Source organism: Streptomyces sp. MUM 203J (genome assembly GCF_022414595.1).
In the GTDB taxonomy this organism is placed as follows: domain Bacteria; phylum Actinomycetota; class Actinomycetes; order Streptomycetales; family Streptomycetaceae; genus Streptomyces.
This window is the reverse complement of record NZ_JADWYO010000005.1, coordinates 94,162-111,042: the sequence shown is the minus strand read 5'-3', so window position 1 is coordinate 111,042 and position 16,881 is coordinate 94,162. Positions and strand designations below refer to the sequence as shown.

Sequence of the window (16,881 nt, the reverse complement as noted above, 5' to 3'; positions counted from 1 at the left end):
GGCGGCGGAACGGCGAACCGGCGGGTTCACCCGCCGCCTGACGCGAAGCGGTCGGGACGGAACGGGGTGATGTCCAGGGGCGGGGTGCCGCCGGTGAGGGCGGCGGCGGTCAGGAGGCCCGTCGCGGGGGCGAGGCCGATGCCGGCGCCCTCGTGGCCGCAGGCGTGGTGGAGTCCGGGGACGCGCGGGTCGGGGCCGATGGCCGGGAGGTGGTCGGGCAGATACGGGCGGAAGCCGTGGTAGACGCGCATGGCGTGGACATCCGCGAGGCACGGGAACAGGGCGGTGGCACGGCTCGCGAGGCGGCGCAGGGCCTCGGTGGAGAGACCGCGGTCGAAGCCGACCCGCTCGCGGGTGGAGCCGATGAGGACGGGCCCTGCGGGGGTCCCCTCGACCACCGGGGAGGACTGGAGGTCCGCGGAGCCACTGGCCACGTCGGAGATGTAGTCGGCGGCGTACACCTTGTGGCGGACCGTCCGGGGCGGGAGCGGTTCGGTGACGAGGACGAAGCCGCGGCGGGGCAGGACCGGCAGGTGTGCCCCGGCGAGCGCGGCGAGGTCGCCGCCCCAGGGGCCCGCGGCGTTGACGACGGCGGGGGCCAGGAGGTCGCCGCGCGGGGTGCGGACGCCCCGGACGGCACCGTGCCGGTCGGTGAGGACAGCGGTGACCTCCTCCCCCGGCCACAGTGCGGCGACGCCCTCGCGGCGGGCAGCGCGCAGCAGGGCGGCGGCGGCGAGGGCGGGCTGCACCTGTGCGTCCTGCGGGTAGTGGACGCCGCCGACGAGGCCGGGCGCCAGCCGGGGCTCCAGCGCGTGGAGCCCGTCCGCGGGCACCTCGTGCGCGGTGACGCCCGCCTCGCGCTGGGCCTTCGCGAAGGCGCGGAGCGCGGTCAGGGCGGTCTCGTCGGGTGCGATGACGAGACCGCCCTTGAGCTCGTACTCGATGGCGTCCTCCGGTGGGAGGGCCTGGGCGAGTTCGCGCCACAGCCCCGTGGACAGCAGCGCGAGGTCGAGCTCGGGCCCCGCCTCCTTGTCGGAGACGAGGAGGTTCCCTTCGCCGGCTCCGGTGGTGCCGCCGGCGACGGGTCCGCGGTCGACGACGGCGACGGAGAGGCCGGAGCGGACCGCGTAGTAGGCACAGGCCGCTCCGACGACTCCCGCGCCGACGACCACGGCGTCGAAGGAGGTTCCGGACTGTCCGGGGTTTCTCATGGGCACGACAGTAATATTTCACATTCTACTGAGCGCCCACAAGGCTTCCCGGCTACTTCTTCAGCGGCCCGTCGCAGGTGTACGGGGCAGTGCCGGCCACGCGGTTCGACCAGACCTCCACCTCGCCGAAGGAGCAGTTCATGTCCGCCAGGTTCGGGGACGCCTCGCCCGCACGGTCGAGAATGAAGTAATCGACCGTCTCGGACATGTCCTTGAACACCTGGTCCGGATTCCCGGCGTTCTCCAGGTTGGCCGTGATGCGGCCGGTGCACACGAAGCGGGGCATGCCGGTGTCGCCGTTCGCCTCACAGACCGGGCTGTTGGACGTGGCGGAGGAGAAGGCGGAGCGCACGGCACCGGCCGTGGTCTCGCGCAGCCCGTCGTTCCGGGTGTACGTCGTGTCCGGGACGAACAGCTCGGGCAGGCGCTCGATCTGCCGGTCCAGGAAGGCGTCGTACTCGCGCTGGATCGCGGCGTCCCCGCCCAGGTGGTCGCGCCACGCGTCGAAGGCCGCCGGGTCGTCGCCCCGCAGGTGCCGGTACATCTCCTTGAGGGTGCCGGGCCGTTCGGTCCACAGGTACTCGAAGAAGGTGCCCGCGTAGCTGTAGAAGCGGAAGCCGTCACCGTCGTACGTGGCGTGCAGGATCTGGTCGACGGTCATCCGCGGGCCGCCGCCGGCCGTGTCGTTGACGACGCCCTGGACCAGGGACCTGCGGACGGCGATGCCGTCGTCGCGGGTGGCGCCGTCGAAGAACTCGGCCGTGCCCTCGTCCATCGCCGTGGTGCGGTCGTTCTGGTACCAGGGGCCCTCACCGAAGAAGCCGTGCACGGCCCAGCGGCCGTTGAGGTAGTGCACGTACTCGTGACGGAACAGCTCCTCCAGCGTCAGCCGCGAGTCCTGCGGGACGCGCCGCTGGTACGTGTAGAAGGTGGCGCCGCGCTCGATGTAGATGCCGCCGTTGTCGGTACCCATGCCGGTGAGCAGCGGGTGGTAGTTCTCGTAGTCGGCGCGGGACGCGTACAACACGGTGTTCAGGGTGCTGTTGGGGTCTCCGGCCAGCGGCTCCTCGGTGCCGAGGACGCGGTGGAACTGCGCCTTGACCTGCTTGCTCGCGTAGTAGAGCTGGTCGACAGTGGCCTTGTCCAGCCCGGTGCGGACCTTGATGGCGCCGCTGTCGTAGGTGTACGTGTGCGGGAAGAGGACCTTCTCGATGTCCTCCTTGCACACGCCGTACGGCTCGCACGCGTCGTAGTAGTTGAGCCAGGACGCGATCTTGGCCCAGGGCTGGCTGCCCTGGCTCCACCGGTCGACGACCTCGCCGAGCAGGACTCCGAGGTCGGTCACGATCCGCTGCTTCAGGGAGCCGACCTCGCCGAAGCGGCCGTACTCCAGGAGCGCGTCCCGCACGGTCCACTCGTTGGCCGTGTCCTTGAGGTGGGTGTAGTTCACGAACCGCCGGAAGCTGTCGCGGTAGCCGCCGTCGCGGGCCACCGCGGAGCGGAAGGCCGTGTCGTTGTTGCCGGAGTAGAGCCCCAGGTAGTTGACGGAGAGCCCGGCCAGGGCGGCGCCGGCCCAGGTGGGGTCCTCATTGGTTCCGGGGTGGTACTGGTCCATCGTGGCCAGGACCTTGGGGATCAGCTTGAGCTGGTGATGGCGCAGCCCCGGGGCACTGCCGGCATAGAGGGCCTCGCGCAGGGTCTGGGCGTTGGTCCCCGTGGCGTCGAACGTCCGGGGCGCGCCACCGAAGGACTGGATCGCGACCCGCATGGCGTCGGTGGTCGGGCCGTCGGTGACGTCGATCTCGCCGCGCGAGAAGTCGTGGTAGACGACCGCGTGGAGGTACGTGAACATCTCCAGCAGATTGTCGCCGTTCCTGCCGTCGTGCCCGCCGGAGAGCGAGGCCGCGCGCTTCGACACGGCCTGGACGTGCGCGTCCGACATGACGGGCGCGAGGCGGCTGTCCCAGTTCCAGACGAGGCCGCGCAGACAGCCGTCGGCGGTGACGGCCGGGTCGCCGAGGAAGTCCGCGAATGCCTCGGGGGCGAGGCCCGTGACGCCGTCGAGGGTGCAGGGCACACCGGCAGCGGAACGCGGGGCACCCGCCGTGGCGCGGCGCGCCGACGGGGCCTCGGCGTCCGGGACGGCCCCGGGGACACGGCCGCCGGCCGCGGCGTGCTCGCCGGGGGCCTCCTTGCTGACGGGGACCGGCTTGGGCGTCTTGCCCAGGCGGAGCACCTCGTCCCGGGGGTCGTGCCCCGCGGACGCCTCGGGCGCCCTGGCGCCGGTCGCGGCGGCCGGGGACACGGCCCGGGGCGGGGCGTCCTGCCCGGCGAGGGCGTCGGCGCCCGTGGTGCCGATCAGCGCCGTGGCGACGGCACCGGCGAGCAGGGCCGCCCGCAGGGACCTGGAGCGGGATATCGCATGCTTTGCAGCCTTGCGCGGTGATGTACGGGGTGGCATTTGGGACACCTTGCGGCTCCTGTGGGTGTGTGAGGGGTGAAGTGGGGGGTACATCCGCGCCCCCTCTCGGGCACGAACGTCCGCATCACAGAGGGCTGTCGACGCATGGCCACCGAAGGTTGACCGGTGCATGCCACTGCAATGTGAGCTGTAACATAGTAATGTGAAATGGCACTGACAACCCCTCACCGCGATTTCCTGGAGCCCGCGATGACCGACAGCACTGCCGACCGGCGCCGCACCCGCAGCCACGACCTGTCCGTCTCCACCGATCTGGCCCGTTTCATGACCGAGCGGTGGGAGCCCACACCGCTGCCGCAGGACAGCCGCGTCCCGGCCCACGCGGTCACCCCCGCCCGCCGCGCCCGGCTGTCGGCGCGCTTCCCCGGCGAGCGACTGGTCATCCCCGCAGGGGAGTTGAAGGTCCGCTCCAACGACGTCGACCACCGCTTCCGCCCGTACAGCGCGTACGCCTGGCTGACCGGGCTGACCGGGGAGGACCAGGCCGGTCACGTCCTGGTGATGGAGCCGTCCGGACCGCACGCCCACGAGGCGGTGCTCTACATACGCCCCCGCTCCCCCCGTACCGCCAACGCCGACGGCGGCTGGGACGACGCCTTCTACCGGGACGCCCGCTACGGCGAGTTCTGGGTCGGCCGCCGCCCCGACCTGGGCGAGGCCGAGCGGCTCACCGGGATCCGCTGCGCCCATCTGGACGAGCTGGGCGGCACCCTCCCGCCGGGCCGCGTGCCGGCCGCGGACCCGGAGCTGGCGGCGGCGCTGTCAGAGCTGCGGCTGGTGAAGGACGCGTGGGAGGTGGAGCAGCTCCAGCTGGCCGTCGACCACACGACGACCGGCTTCGAGGACGTCGTGCGGGCCCTCCCCCAGGCTCTCGCCCACCCGCGCGGCGAGCGCTGGATCGAGGGCGTGTTCGGGCTGCGGGCCCGCGCGGAGGGCAACGGGCTCGGCTACGAGACGATCGCCGCGTCCGGCGCCCACGCCTGCGTTCTGCACTGGACCCGCAACGACAGCCCGCTCGACCGCGACGAGCTGCTGCTGTTCGACGCCGGTGTGGAGACGGACACGCTCTACACCGCCGACATCACCCGCACCCTGCCGCTGTCCGGACGGTTCTCCCCGGTCCAGCGCCAGGCGTACGACCTGGTGTTCGCCGCCCAGGAGGCGGGCATCGCCGCGCTGCGGCCGGGCGCGCGGTTCCGCGACTTCCACGAGGCGGCGATGCGGGTCATCGCGGAGGGGCTCGCCGAGTGGGGCGTGCTGAAGAACGCGGAGGGGGACCTGCACCGCCGGTACACCCTGTGCGCCAGCGGCCACATGCTGGGCCTGGACGTCCATGACTGCGCGCAGGCGCGGGCGGAGGCGTACATGGACGGGGTGCTGGAGGAGGGCCAGGTCCTCACGGTCGAGCCCGGGCTGTACCTCCAGCCGGACGACCTGACCCTGCCGCCGGAGCTGCGGGGCATCGGGGTGCGGATCGAGGACGACCTGGTGATGACGGCGGAGGGGGCGCGGCTGATGTCGGCTGGCCTGCCGCGGACCGCGGACGCGGTGGAGGAGTGGATGGGGGGCCTGCTGGAGGGGTGAGCCTCCGGGGGCCGTTCCCCCGCCTCGTCCCGTCCCGGAACCGGCGCTCCGCCCCGGACCCCGCGTCGCCCTCCCGGGAGCGGGAGTCCGGAGGCGGAGCCCCGGTCACCGCAGCACCGCGAAACCGTCCAGTTCCACCTGGGCCTCCTCGTCCCACAGGCGGGTCACGCCGATGACGGCCATCGCCGGGTAGTCGCGGCCCGCCAGACGGCGCCAGACGGCGCCCAGTTCGGGCGCCCGCGCCCGGTATGCGGCGACGTCCGTCGCGTAGACGGTGACCCGGGCCAGGTCGGCGGGGGCGCCCCCGGCCTCGCGGAGGGCGGCGAGGAGGTTGGCGAGGGCCCGTTCGAACTGGGCGGGCAGGGTGTCGCCCACCACCTTGCCGTCCCCGTCCAGCGCGGTCTGGCCGGCCAGGAACACCACGCGGGTGCCGGTGGCGACGACCGCGTGGGAGAAGCCCCGGGGCGGGGCCAGTTCGGCGGGGTTGACGCGGTCGGGGGTCATGCGCCCCCCTCCTTCCCGTACGGCTCGTACAGCCCCTTCGCGATGATCGCGCGCTGCACCTCGCTCGCGCCCTCGTAGATGCGCGGGGCCCGGACCTCCCGGTACAGGTGTTCCAGCAGGTGCCCACGGTGCAGCGCGCGGGCCCCGTGGAGCTGCACGGCCGTGTCCACGACGTCCTGGGCGGTCTCCGTGGCGAGGAGCTTGGCCATGGCGCTGCGTGTCCGCACCTCGGGCGCGCCCGTGTCGTACGCGGCCGCCGCCGCGTACACGAGCAGGCGGGCCGCCTCCGTGCGGGTCGCCATCTCCGCGACCTGGTGGGCGACCGTCTGAAGGTCCTTCAGGACGCCTCCGAACGCGGGCCGCGCCGCCGTGTGGGCGAGCGTGGCGTCCAGCGCCGCCTGCGCCATGCCCACGGCGAAGGCCCCGACGCTGGGGCGGAACAGGTTCAGGGTGTGCATGGCGACCCGGAATCCCCCGCCGGGCTCGCCCAGCACGTCGTCGCCGGTGACCTGCACCCCGTCGAACACGAGCGCGCCGATGGGGTGCGGGGACAGCATCTCCAGGGGCTCCCCGGTCAGCCCGGGGCGGTCGGCGGGCACGGTGAAGGCGGTGATGCCGCGAGCGCCCGCGCCCTCACCCGTACGGGCGAAGACGGTGTAGTGATCGGCTTCGGGCGCGTTGGAGATCCAGCGCTTCTCGCCGGTCAGCCGCCAGCCGGCCGCCCCGTCCCGTTCGGCGTGCAGCGCCAGCGCCGCCGCGTCCGAGCCCGCGTCGGGCTCGCTGAGCGCGAAGGCGGCGACCGCGCTGCCCGCCGTCACGCCGGGCAGCACCCGGTCCCGTTGGGCGGCCGTCCCGAACGCCGCGACCGGGTGAGCCCCCAGCCCCTGGAGAGCCAGGGCCGTCTCCGCCTCGGTGCAGCCGTACGCCAGGGACTCGCGCATCAGGCACAGCTCCAGCGCCCCGGCGGTGAACAGCCGGCCGGTCAGGCCCAGCTCCCCGAGGGCCGCGACAAGCGGCCGGTTCACCCGTCCCGGTTCCGCCTTCTCGGCCAGTGGCCGGAGCCGCCGCACGGCGAGTTCACGCAGCTCCGCGCACCATGCGGTGTGTGAGGGTTCGAGCGAGAATACGGGCATCAGGCCCCCATCTATCGCGCACCGTTGACTGTCGTCACCTTCACGATACGCTCGTGGAGCGAGCCCACCACTGACAAGGGGGCGCAACCGATGGATCCGACGCCAGGCCCTTCGACCCCTTCGGCACACGTCGACACGTTCACCCGGGACCATCTGCCGCCGTGCGAGCAGTGGCCGGACCTCGTCTTCGACCTCCCCGGTCTGCGGTATCCCGAACGGCTCAACTGCGGGGCGGAGCTGCTGGACCGCACCGTGGAGCGGTTCGGTCCGGAGCGGCCCGCATTCCGTGACGGGACGGGCGGCGTCTGGACGTACGGGGAGCTGCGGGAGCGGGTCGACCGGGTCGCGCGCGTGCTGACCGGGGAGCTGGGTGTGGTGCCCGGCAACCGGGTGCTGCTGCGCGGCCCCACCACGCCCTGGCTGGCGGCCTGCTGGCTGGCCGTGATGAAGGCGGGCGCCGTGGCCGTGACCGTACTGGCCCAGCAGCGGCCCAGGGAGCTGGCCGTGATGTGCGAGATGGCGGCCGTCCGCCACGCGCTGTGCGACATCCGGTCGGTGGACGACCTGGTGAAGGCCGAGGTGCCGGGGCTGCGGATCACCGCGTTCGGCGGGGACGCGCCCGACGACCTGCTGCGGCGGGCCGAGCGGAGCGGGCCGGAGCCGTACGAGGCCGTGGCGACGGCCGCCGACGACGTCGCCCTGATCGCCTTCACGTCCGGGACCACGGGCCGTCCCAAGGGCTGTATGCACTTCCACCGCGATGTGCTGGCGGTCGCGGACACCTTCGCCGCCCACGTGCTCCGGCCGCGCCCGGACGACGTGTTCGCCGGGTCGCCGCCACTGGGCTTCACGTTCGGCCTCGGCGGGCTGGTGATCTTCCCGCTGCGGGCGGGTGCGTCGGCGCTGCTGCTGGAGCAGGCGGGGCCGAGGCATCTGCTGCCCGCGGTGGCCGAGCACGGGGTCTCGGTGCTGTTCACGGCGCCGACGGCCTACCGGGTGATGCTGGACGAACTGGCCTCGCGGCCGTACGACACCGGTTCGCTTCGGCTCTGCGTGTCGGCGGGCGAGAACCTGCCGGAGGCGACCTGGCACGCGTGGCGGGAGCGCACGGGGCTGCGGCTGGTCAACGGCATCGGGGCGACGGAACTGCTGCACATCTTCGTGTCGGCCGCCGGGGAGGCCATCCGGCCCGGCACGACCGGGGTGCCGGTACCGGGGTGGCACGCGCGCGTAGTGGACGCGTCCGGGCGGCCGGTGCCGGACGGGCAGGAGGGGCTGCTGGCGGTGCGCGGCCCGGTCGGCTGCCGCTATCTGCGCGGCGAGCGGCAGGGCGAGTACGTGCGCGACGGCTGGAACCTGACCGGGGACACGTACGTCCGGGACGCCGACGGCTATCTGCGCTATGTCGCCCGCGCCGACGACATGATCATCTCGGCCGGCTACAACATTCCGGGGCCGCAGGTGGAGGAGGCGCTGCTGGCCCACCCCGACGTGCTGGAGGCGGCGGTCGTGGGCCGCCCGGACGAGCGGCGCGGGGAGGTGGTGGTGGCGTACGCGGTGCTGCGGGACGGGCTCCCGCGCGACGAGACGACGGCCGAGGAGCTGCGGTCGTTCGTGCGGTCCCGGCTCGTGCCCTACAAGTGCCCGCGCGAGGTCGTGTTCCTCGACGCCCTGCCGCGCACGCCGACGGGCAAGCTGCAGCGGTTCCGGCTGCGTGCCTAGAGTGGGCGCGTGGCCGAGCAGCACACCCCGCGTTCCCTGATCGTCTCCCTGTACGGCGCGTACGGGAGGACGCCCGACGACGCGCCCCTGCCGGTGGCCGAGCTGGTCCGGCTGATGGGGGCGCTGGGCGTCGACGCTCCGTCCGTGCGCTCGTCGGTGTCCCGGCTGAAGCGGCGCGGGCTGCTGGTGCCGGAGCGCACGGCGGGCGGGGCGGCGGGGTACGCCCTGTCGGAGGACGCCCGGCAGCTGCTGGACGACGGGGACCGGCGCATCTACGCGCGCGTGGAGCCCCGGCTCGCGGACGGATGGGTGCTGGCGGTGTTCTCCGTCCCGGAGACGGAGCGCCACAAGCGGCATCTGCTGCGGTCCCGGCTCGCGCGCCTCGGATTCGGCTCGGCGGCACCGGGCGTGTGGATCGCCCCGGCCGCGCTGTACGAGGAGACCCGGCACACGCTCCAGCGGCTGCGCCTGGACCCCTATGTGGACCTGTTCCGGGGGGAGCACCTGGGCTTCACGGCGACGGTGGAGGCGGTGGGCCGCTGGTGGGACCTGGCGTCGATCGCCAAACAGCACGAGGAGTTCCTGGACCTCCACGAGCCGGTGCTGCGGCGGTGGCAGAAGGCCTCGGGCCCGCCGGAGGAGGCCTACCACGACTACCTTCTGGCGCTGGACTCCTGGCGGCGCCTGCCCTATGCCGACCCGGGGCTTCCGGAGGAGCTGCTCCCGGCCGGCTGGCCCGGCGCCCGGGCGGCGGAGGTCTTCGCGGAGCTGCATGCGCGGCTGCGGGACCCGGGCGCGGAGTTCGTGGGCCTCCGCGCCTGAACGGCGCCCGTCCCCCGGACTCCCCCGGGTTCCTCGCCCCTGCGGCGGCCCCGTGTCTCAGCCCCTCGGGCGCGCGGCCAGCGTCAGGCGCGGCTTCGGGGCGTCCGTGCGGCCCGTCGGCGGCTTGCGGCTGCCCGCGCGGTACGGGAGGGGCCAGGGCGCGCCCGGGCCCGTGTAGTCCTGGTCGGCCGCGGCGTGGAGGGTCCAGTGGGGGTCGTACAGGTGGGGGCGGGCCAGGGCGCACAGATCGGCGCGGCCGGCCAGGATGAGGGAGTTGACGTCGTCCCAGGACGAGATGGCGCCCACGGCGATGACCGGCACGCCCAGGACGTTGCGGACGCGGTCCGCGTACGGGGTCTGGTAGGAGCGGCCGAACTCCGGGCGCTCCTCGGAGACGACCTGGCCGGTGGAGACGTCCAGCGCGTCCGCCCCGTGCGCGGCGAACGCGCGGGCGGTCCCGACGGCGTCCTCGGCCGAGGTGCCGCCGGGCGCCCAGTCGGCGGCGGAGATCCGGACGGTCATCGGGCGGTCATCGGGCCACACCTCCCGTACCGCGTCGAAGACCTCCAGGGGGTAGCGCAGGCGGTTCTCCAGGGAGCCGCCGTACCCGTCCGTGCGGTGGTTCGTCAGCGGGGACAGGAAGCCGGACAGCAGGTAGCCGTGCGCGCAGTGGAGTTCGAGCAGGTCGAAGTCCGCCTCGGCCGCGCGGCGGGCCGCCGCCGTGAAGTCCTCACGGATCGCCGTCATCCCCGCGCGGTCCAGCTCGTGCGGCACCTGGCTGACGCCCGGGAGGTACGGGAGCGGGGACGCGGCGACGACGGGCCAGTTGCCCTGGCCGAGGGGCTGGTCGATGCCCTCCCACATCAGTCTCGTCGAGCCCTTGCGGCCCGAGTGGCCGAGCTGGACGCCGACGGCCGTGCCGGGGGCGCGGCCGTGCACGAAGTCGGTCACCCGCCGCCAGGCCGCCGCCTGCCCGTCCGTGTACAGACCCGTGCAGCCCGGGGTGATGCGGCCCTCGGGGCTGACGCACACCATCTCGGTCATGACCAGTCCGGCGCCGCCGAGCGCCCTGGCGCCCAGGTGGACGAGGTGGAAGTCGCCGGGGACGCCGTCCTCGGCGACGTACATGTCCATGGGTGAGACCACGACCCGGTTGCGGAGGGTCAGGCCGCGCAGGCGGAAGGGGGTGAACATGGGCGGGGTGCCGGGCGCGCAGCCGAAGTCCCGCTCGACGGCGTCGGTGAAGGCCCGGTCGCGCAGCCGCAGGTTGTCATGGGTGACGCGGCGGCTGCGGGTCAGCAGGTTGAACGCGAACTGGCGGGGCGGCTGGTCCACATACCCGGCGAGGTCCTCGAACCAGCGGAGACTGGCCGCCGCCGCCCGCTGCGTGGAGGCGACGACCGGGCGGCGTTCCTCCTCGTACGCGGTGAGGGCTTCGGCGAGAGCGGGACGTTCCTCGAGGCAGGCGGCCAGCGCGAGGGCGTCCTCGACGGCGAGCTTGGTGCCGGAGCCGATGGAGAAGTGCGCGGTGTGGGCGGCGTCCCCGAGGAGGACGGTGTTCCCGTGCGACCAGCACTCGTTGACGACCGTGCGGAACGTGGTCCACGCGGAGTTGTTCGAGCGCAGGGGACGGCCGCGCAGCGCCTCGGAGAAGATCTTGGCGCAACGGCCGACGGTGTCGCCGACATCCGGATCGTCGAGCCCGGCGGCCCGCCAGACCTCCTCGCGCATCTCGATGATGACGGTGGAGGAGTCGCCGGAGTAGGGGTAGCCGTGGAGCTGCATCACGCCGTGTTCGGTCTCCGCGGTCTCGAAGCGGAACGCGTCGAACGCGAAGTCGGCGGCGAGCCAGATATACCGGCAGCGGTGGCCTGTGACGGTCGGGCGGAAGACCTCCGCGTGTGCCTCCCGGGTACGGCTGTGGACGCCGTCGGCGGCGACGACCAGGTCGTACGACTCCGCGAGGGCTGCCGCAGGCGGCGCCTCGGTGCGGAAGCGGAGCCGTACCCCGAGGTCGGTGCACCGGTCGTGGAGGACCTTCAGGAGCGTACGGCGGCCGAGGGCCGCGAAGCCGTGGCCGCCGGAGGTGAGGAGACGGCCCCGGTGGACGATGTCGATGTCGTCCCAGCGGACGAACTCCCTCTGGAGCGCCCGGTAGACGTCCGGGTCTGCGTGTTCGACGCCGCCGAGGGTCTCGTCGGAGAGGACGACGCCGAACCCGAAGGTGTCGTCGGGGGCGTTGCGCTCCCAGACGGTGACCTCGCGGGCGGGGTCGAGGCGCTTGAGGAGGGCGGCGGCGTACAGACCGCCGGGGCCGCCCCCGATGACGGCGACACGCATGGTCATCGCCCCTGCCATTTGGGGGCCCGCTTCTCGGTGAAGGCGGCGTGGAACTCGGCGTAGTCCTCGCCGTTCATGAGGAGGGCCTGGGTGCTGGCGTCGAGTTCGACGGAGGCGGCCAGCGGCATGTCCAGCTCGGCGGTGAGCAGCGCCTTGGTCTGGGCGTGGGCGAGGGCGGGGCCGTTCGCGAGGTGCCGGGCGAGTTCGGCGGCGCGGGTGTCGGCGGCGCCCTCGTCGGTCAGCTCGCTGATCAGGCCGATGCGCTCGGCCTCGGCGGCGCGGACGGGCTCTCCGAGCATCAGCAGGCGGGTGGCGTGGCCGAGCCCGACGACCCGGGGCAGCAGGTAGGCGGCGCCCATGTCGCCACCGGACAGGCCGACACGGGTGAAGAGGAACGCGAACCGGGCGGAGGGGTCCGCGATCCGGAAGTCGGCGGCGAGGGCGAGGACGGCCCCGGCCCCGGCGGCCACGCCGTGCACCGCGGCGACGACCGGGAAGGGCGCTTCACGCAGGGCGCGGACGACCTGGCCGGTCATCCGGTTGAAGTCCAGGAGCCGGGCCGTGTCCATGGCGAGGGTGGCGCCGATGATGTCGTCGACATCGCCGCCGGAGCAGAAGCCGCGGCCCTCGCCGGCGAGGACGAGGGCGCGGACGGCGCGCTCGCGCGACAGCTGGGCGAGCAGGTCGCGCAGGTCGGCGTAGGCGCCGAAGGTGAGCGCGTTGAGCTTGGCGGGACGGGCCAGGGTCACCGTGGCGACGCCGTCGTCCAGGGTGACCTTCAGGTGCCGCCAGGACGCGGCCTCGGTGTGGGGCGCGGAACCGGTGAACGGGCTCATGCGGTGCGGCCTCCCTACGGCGTCGGCGTCGACGCTGGTGCTGCCTTCCGACTCCCGACGGTATCACCGTTCCATGACTGTCGTCAGGAACGCGCGACACGCACGAGGCGGTGCGACCGGCCCGTCGCCTCAGTCCGCCAGGGTCGCCACGAGGACGGCCTTGATGGTGTGCAGGCGGTTCTCGGCCTGGTCGAAGACGACGGAGTGCGCGGACTCGAAGACCTCGTCGGTGACCTCGAGCTCGGTGAGGCCGTGCCGCTCATGGATCTCGCGCCCCACCGCGGTGCCGAGGTCGTGGAAGGCGGGCAGGCAGTGCAGAAACCTGACCTGCGGGTTTCCGGTGGCGCGCAGGACGTCCATGGTGACGGCGTACGGGGCGAGGGCGGCGATGCGCTCGTCCCACACCTCCTTGGGCTCGCCCATGGAGACCCACACGTCGGTGGCGACGAAGTCGGCTCCCCGGACTCCTTCGGCGACGTCCTCGGTGAGCGTGATGCGGGCGCCGCTCACCTCGGCCGCCTTCCGGGCCCCGGCCAGGATCCCGTCGGCGGGCCAGTACGCCCGGGGGGCGACGATCCGGATGTCCATACCGAGGAGGGCGCCGGTGACCAGGTAGGAGTTGCCCATGTTGTAGCGGGCGTCGCCGAGGTAGGTGAAGGCGACCCGGTCCAGCGGCTTGTCGGTGTGCTCGGTGACGGTGAGGACGTCCGCGAGCATCTGGGTGGGGTGCCAGTCGTCGGTGAGGCCGTTGTAGACGGGGACGCCGGCGTGGGCGGCCAGTTCCTCGACGGCCGCCTGGCTGTCCCCCCGGTACTGGATGGCGTCGAACATCCGGCCGAGGACGCGCGCGGTGTCCTTGACGGACTCCTTGTGGCCCATCTGGGAGCCGGACGGGTCCAGGTAGGTGGTGGAGGCGCCCTGGTCGGCGGCGGCGACCTCGAAGGCACAGCGGGTGCGGGTGGAGGTCTTCTCGAAGATCAGGGCGATGTTCCGGCCACGCAGCCGCGGGACCTCGGTTCCCGCCTTCTTGGCCGCCTTCAGCCGGGCGGCCAGGCCGACGAGGCCGCGGAGCTCGTCGGCGGTGAAATCCAGCTCCTTGAGGAAGTGGCGGCCGGTGAGATCGGTGGCCATGGGGGCGCTCCTGGGTCGGTCGGCGGGGACGAGCTTGGAAGTGTATACGACATCCCGTATGCCTATACGGTCAGGGCCGGTGGCCGGACCCGTGCCCGCCGCACGGGTCCACCGGACGCGACGGGCGCCGGGTGGGGGGGAGAGCCCCGAGCGAGCCCGTCCGCACCGTTGACCCCGTCCTGCCCCCCTCCTAGCGTCGTACGCGCTGACGCCACAGGGAGGTCAACACCACGATGACAGCCATCGACGAGCACGGACGCGACCACACCCCGGTCCCGTACCCCTTCAACGAACCCGAGGGGCTCGATCTGGCCGAGGACTACGGCCCGGCCCTGGAGCGGCCCGGCCTGTTACGCGTCCGCATGGCCTACGGCGAGCCCGGCTGGCTGGCCACCCGGTACGCCGACGCACGGCTGGTCCTCGGTGACCGCCGCTTCAGCCGGGCGGACGCGGCCCGGCACGACGAACCCCGGCAGTCCGAGGCACAGCAGAACAGCGGCCTCCTCAGCATGGACCCGCCCGAGCACACGCGGCTGCGCACGCTCGTGGCCAAGGCGTTCACCGTGCACCGGGTGGAGAAGCTGCGCCCCCAGGTGCGGGAGCTGACGCACGGCTTCCTCGACGAGATGGAGGCGATGGGCCCGCCCGCCGACCTCGTCGAGCACTACGCGCTGCCGATCCCGGTGGCCGTGATCTGCCGGCTGCTGGGCGTGCCGGAGGAGGACCGGCCCCGGTTCCGGGTCTGGAGCGACGCGGCCCTGTCCACCAGCTCCCTGACTGCCGAGGAGTTCTTCCGCAATCAGGAGGAACTGCGCGCCTACATGGCGGCGCTGATCGAGGATCACCGGAAGCACCCGCGCCCGGACCTGATGACCGGCCTGATCGAGGCGCGGGACACCGGCGACCGGCTGAGCGAACTCGAACTCGTCGACCTCTGTGTCGGCATCCTCGTCGCCGGGCACGAGACGACGGCCAGCCAGATACCCAACTTCCTGTACGCGCTGCTGGAGCACCCGGACCAGCTGAAACTGCTGCGTGAGCGCCCCGAGCTGATGGCCGGCGCGGTGGAGGAGCTGCTGCGGTTCGTGCCGCTGGGCAGCGGGGCGGCGTTCCCCCGGTACGCGAAGGAGGACGTGGAGGTGGGCGGCACGCTCGTACGGGCGGGCGAGCCGGTGCTGGTGGCGGTGGGCGCCGCCAACCGGGACGCGCTGAGGTTCGACGCGCCGGGCACGCTGGACGTGACGCGGGCCGGGGTGCAGCACCTCGGGTTCGGGCACGGGGTCCACCACTGCCTGGGCGCGCCGCTGGCCCGGCTGGAGCTGCAGGAGGCGCTCCAGGCGCTGATCGGCCGGTTCCCGGACCTCCATCTGGCGGGGGATGTCGTATGGAAGAACCAGATGCTGGTCAGGGGGCCGCGCGAGATGCCGGTGGGGTGGTGAGGCCCGTGTGGAGTCTGGACGTCGACCGGGACCGGTGCATGGGCTCGGGCATGTGCGCGGCGCTGGCGCCCCAGCTGTTCCGGCTGGACGCCGGGGGGCGGGGCGAGCCGGTGCGGGATGCCGTTTCGGCGGATGACCTGGCACTGGACGCGGCGGACTCGTGCCCGGCGCAGGCGATCACCGTCCGGGACGGCGCGGGGACGGTGGGGCCGCGGGCCTGACCGCGGGCGCGCCTCCCGGGCACCGGGGGGGCTGCGTTCGGTCCCGCCCCCGGCCACCCGCTCGAAGAGTCCTCAGAGCCGGAGGGGTTCGAGGAGACGCGGAGCGGGGGCGGGGTCGGTGGCGGGCAGCGCCCCCACCGGTACGGCTACGCCGCGTCCCGTTCGATGGGGCAGCTCATGCAGCGGGGGCCGCCGCGGCCCCGGCCCAGCTCACTGCCCCGGATCTCGATGACCTCGATCCCCTCGCGCCGCAGATGCGTGTTGGTCGTGACGTTCCGCTCGTACGCCACGACCACCCCGGGCTCCACCGCGAGGACGTTGCAGCCGTCGTCCCACTGCTCCCGCTCCGCCGCGTGCACGTCCTGCAGCGGGGTCAGGACGCGGATCGCCGGAAGGCCGAGCGCCGAGGCGATGGCCTGGTGCATGTGTTCCGGCGGGTGGTCGGTGACCTTCAGGGCCTGCCCGCCGACGCCGGGTTCGATCGTGTACGAGCGGAGCATGCCGAGCCCCGCGTACTGCGTGAACGTGTCGGGCGCGACCATGGTCATCACCGTGTCCAGGTGCATCAGGGCCCGCCGCTTCGGCATGTCGAGGGCCACGATGGTGTGCGCGGACCCGGCCGCGAACAGGCCTCTGGCCAGCATCTCCACGGCCTGGGGCGTGGTCCGCTCGCTCATCCCGATGAGGACGGCGCCGTTTCCGAGGACCAGGACGTCCCCGCCCTCGATGGTGGACGGGTAGTCGTCCTGGCCCTCGGACCAGTGGTGGAACGATCCGGCTTCGGGTCCGGTGAACAGCGGGTGGTGCTTGTAGATCGCCTCGAAGTGGACGGTCTCCCGCTGCCTGGCGGGCCAGCGCATCGCGTTGATCGAGACACCGTCGTAGATCCAGGCGGAGGTGTCCCGGGTGAAGAGGTGGTTCGGCAGCGGCGGCAGCAGGAAGTCGTCGGGGTCCATCACGTGGAAACGCACGGACGTCGGCTCGCGGTGCCCGGCCAGGAACTCCCGCTTGGTCATCCCGCCCACCAGCGCCTCGACCAGCTGAGGCGTGTCCATCGCGTCGAACGCCGCTCGCAGGTGGTCCGTGGCGAGCGGCCCGTACTCCTTCTCGTCGAACACCCGGTCCAGTACGAGCTTGCGGGCGGCGGACAGTTCCAGGACCTCGCGCAGCAGGTCGCCGAAGAGGTGGACCTGGACACCCCGGTCGGTGAGGACGTCCGCGAACCCGTCGTGCTCCTGGCGCGCGCGCCGCACCCACAGGACGTCGTCGAAGAGCAGGGCGTCCTTGTTGGTCGGCGTGAGCCGTTTCAGCTCCAGGTCGGGTCGGTGCAGTATGACGCGGCGCAGCCGCCCGGTCTCGGAGTCGACGTGGAATCCCATGCCCCCATCCTGTCCGAGCGGGGCCCGTGTGGCACCGGTGCATACGGAAACGTCAGCCAGGTGCGGGGGCGGGAGCG

General features: G+C 73.2%; 13 protein-coding genes. 5 read left to right on the top strand and 8 right to left on the bottom strand.

The genetic code is table 11. From position 1 onward, the window contains the following. Nucleotides 1–26 precede the first annotated feature (26 nt). Both I3F58_RS05155 and I3F58_RS05150 read right to left on the bottom strand, forming a co-directional pair. Nucleotides 27–1,211: an FAD-binding oxidoreductase gene (locus tag I3F58_RS05155; RefSeq protein WP_240106983.1), complete on the bottom strand. Its 1,185-nt coding sequence runs from the start codon at nt 1,209–1,211 to the stop codon at nt 27–29. A gap of 52 nt (nt 1,212–1,263) precedes the next feature. Further along, the gene (locus tag I3F58_RS05150) at nt 1,264–3,672 is read right to left on the bottom strand and encodes a collagenase (protein WP_240106982.1); all 2,409 of its coding nucleotides are present in this window, start codon (nt 3,670–3,672) and stop codon (nt 1,264–1,266) included. A 210-nt stretch (nt 3,673–3,882) separates the two neighbouring features. Between I3F58_RS05150 and I3F58_RS05145 the strand changes: the two genes are divergently transcribed. Continuing rightward, entirely contained in the window at nt 3,883–5,277 is a 1,395-nt protein-coding gene (locus I3F58_RS05145; protein ID WP_240106981.1) for an aminopeptidase P family protein, read from the top strand. A gap of 105 nt (nt 5,278–5,382) precedes the next feature. Here the strand turns inward: I3F58_RS05145 and I3F58_RS05140 are convergent, their stop codons facing one another. Together I3F58_RS05140 and I3F58_RS05135 are read right to left on the bottom strand one after the other, a co-directional pair. After that, nucleotides 5,383–5,781, bottom strand: a complete 399-nt coding sequence (locus tag I3F58_RS05140; protein ID WP_240106980.1) for a RidA family protein — start codon at nt 5,779–5,781, stop codon at nt 5,383–5,385. Further along, the gene (locus I3F58_RS05135; protein ID WP_240106979.1) at nt 5,778–6,914 is read right to left on the bottom strand and encodes an acyl-CoA dehydrogenase family protein; all 1,137 of its coding nucleotides are present in this window, start codon (nt 6,912–6,914) and stop codon (nt 5,778–5,780) included. Before I3F58_RS05135 ends, I3F58_RS05140 begins: the two co-directional genes overlap by 4 nt. 90 nt (nt 6,915–7,004) lie before the next feature. On the opposite strand from I3F58_RS05135, the gene I3F58_RS05130 reads away from it, so the two are divergent. Next, entirely contained in the window at nt 7,005–8,636 is a 1,632-nt protein-coding gene (locus I3F58_RS05130; RefSeq protein WP_240106978.1) for an AMP-binding protein, read from the top strand. 9 nt (nt 8,637–8,645) lie between these two features. Next, nucleotides 8,646–9,458 carry a PaaX family transcriptional regulator C-terminal domain-containing protein gene (locus I3F58_RS05125; RefSeq protein ID WP_240106977.1) on the top strand — a complete coding sequence of 271 codons (813 nt, stop codon included), beginning with the start codon at nt 8,646–8,648 and terminating at the stop codon, nt 9,456–9,458. A 57-nt stretch (nt 9,459–9,515) separates the two neighbouring features. On the opposite strand, the gene I3F58_RS05120 is transcribed toward I3F58_RS05125, so the two are convergent. The 3 genes from I3F58_RS05120 to argF all read right to left on the bottom strand — a co-directional run bounded on the left by I3F58_RS05120 (nt 9,516) and on the right by argF (nt 13,765). Next, entirely contained in the window at nt 9,516–11,816 is a 2,301-nt protein-coding gene (locus tag I3F58_RS05120; protein WP_240106976.1) for a bifunctional salicylyl-CoA 5-hydroxylase/oxidoreductase, read from the bottom strand. Continuing rightward, entirely contained in the window at nt 11,801–12,634 is an 834-nt protein-coding gene (locus I3F58_RS05115) for an enoyl-CoA hydratase family protein (protein ID WP_240106975.1), read from the bottom strand. The genes I3F58_RS05120 and I3F58_RS05115 overlap by 16 nt, the downstream gene beginning before the upstream one ends. A gap of 129 nt (nt 12,635–12,763) precedes the next feature. Continuing rightward, nucleotides 12,764–13,765 (bottom strand): ornithine carbamoyltransferase, encoded by a 1,002-nt coding sequence (gene argF, locus I3F58_RS05110; RefSeq protein ID WP_240106974.1) that lies wholly within the window; start codon nt 13,763–13,765, stop codon nt 12,764–12,766. Between the two features lie 233 nt (nt 13,766–13,998). On the opposite strand from argF, the gene I3F58_RS05105 reads away from it, so the two are divergent. After that, a complete protein-coding gene (locus tag I3F58_RS05105) occupies nt 13,999–15,204 on the top strand; it encodes a cytochrome P450 (RefSeq protein ID WP_240106973.1) in 1,206 nt (401 codons plus the stop codon). Nucleotides 15,205–15,209: 5 nt separating this feature from the next. Further along, nucleotides 15,210–15,425: a ferredoxin gene (locus tag I3F58_RS05100; RefSeq protein ID WP_308354950.1), complete on the top strand. Its 216-nt coding sequence runs from the start codon at nt 15,210–15,212 to the stop codon at nt 15,423–15,425. 146 nt (nt 15,426–15,571) lie between these two features. Here I3F58_RS05100 and I3F58_RS05095 read toward each other — a convergent pair whose 3' ends face one another. Next, nucleotides 15,572–16,804 (bottom strand): arginine deiminase, encoded by a 1,233-nt coding sequence (locus I3F58_RS05095; RefSeq protein ID WP_240106972.1) that lies wholly within the window; start codon nt 16,802–16,804, stop codon nt 15,572–15,574. Nucleotides 16,805–16,881: the final 77 nt, after the last annotated feature.

Coding starts and splice junctions, on each gene's coding strand:
- I3F58_RS05155 (WP_240106983.1), bottom strand. CDS start 1,211: ATGAGAAACCCCGGACAGTCCGGAACCTCCTTCGACGCCGTGGTCGTC.
- I3F58_RS05150 (WP_240106982.1), bottom strand. CDS start 3,672: ATGCCACCCCGTACATCACCGCGCAAGGCTGCAAAGCATGCGATATCC.
- I3F58_RS05145 (WP_240106981.1), top strand. CDS start 3,883: ATGACCGACAGCACTGCCGACCGGCGCCGCACCCGCAGCCACGACCTG.
- I3F58_RS05140 (WP_240106980.1), bottom strand. CDS start 5,781: ATGACCCCCGACCGCGTCAACCCCGCCGAACTGGCCCCGCCCCGGGGC.
- I3F58_RS05135 (WP_240106979.1), bottom strand. CDS start 6,914: ATGCCCGTATTCTCGCTCGAACCCTCACACACCGCATGGTGCGCGGAG.
- I3F58_RS05130 (WP_240106978.1), top strand. CDS start 7,005: ATGGATCCGACGCCAGGCCCTTCGACCCCTTCGGCACACGTCGACACG.
- I3F58_RS05120 (WP_240106976.1), bottom strand. CDS start 11,816: ATGGCAGGGGCGATGACCATGCGTGTCGCCGTCATCGGGGGCGGCCCC.
- I3F58_RS05115 (WP_240106975.1), bottom strand. CDS start 12,634: ATGAGCCCGTTCACCGGTTCCGCGCCCCACACCGAGGCCGCGTCCTGG.
- argF (WP_240106974.1), bottom strand. CDS start 13,765: ATGGCCACCGATCTCACCGGCCGCCACTTCCTCAAGGAGCTGGATTTC.
- I3F58_RS05105 (WP_240106973.1), top strand. CDS start 13,999: ATGACAGCCATCGACGAGCACGGACGCGACCACACCCCGGTCCCGTAC.
- I3F58_RS05095 (WP_240106972.1), bottom strand. CDS start 16,804: ATGGGATTCCACGTCGACTCCGAGACCGGGCGGCTGCGCCGCGTCATA.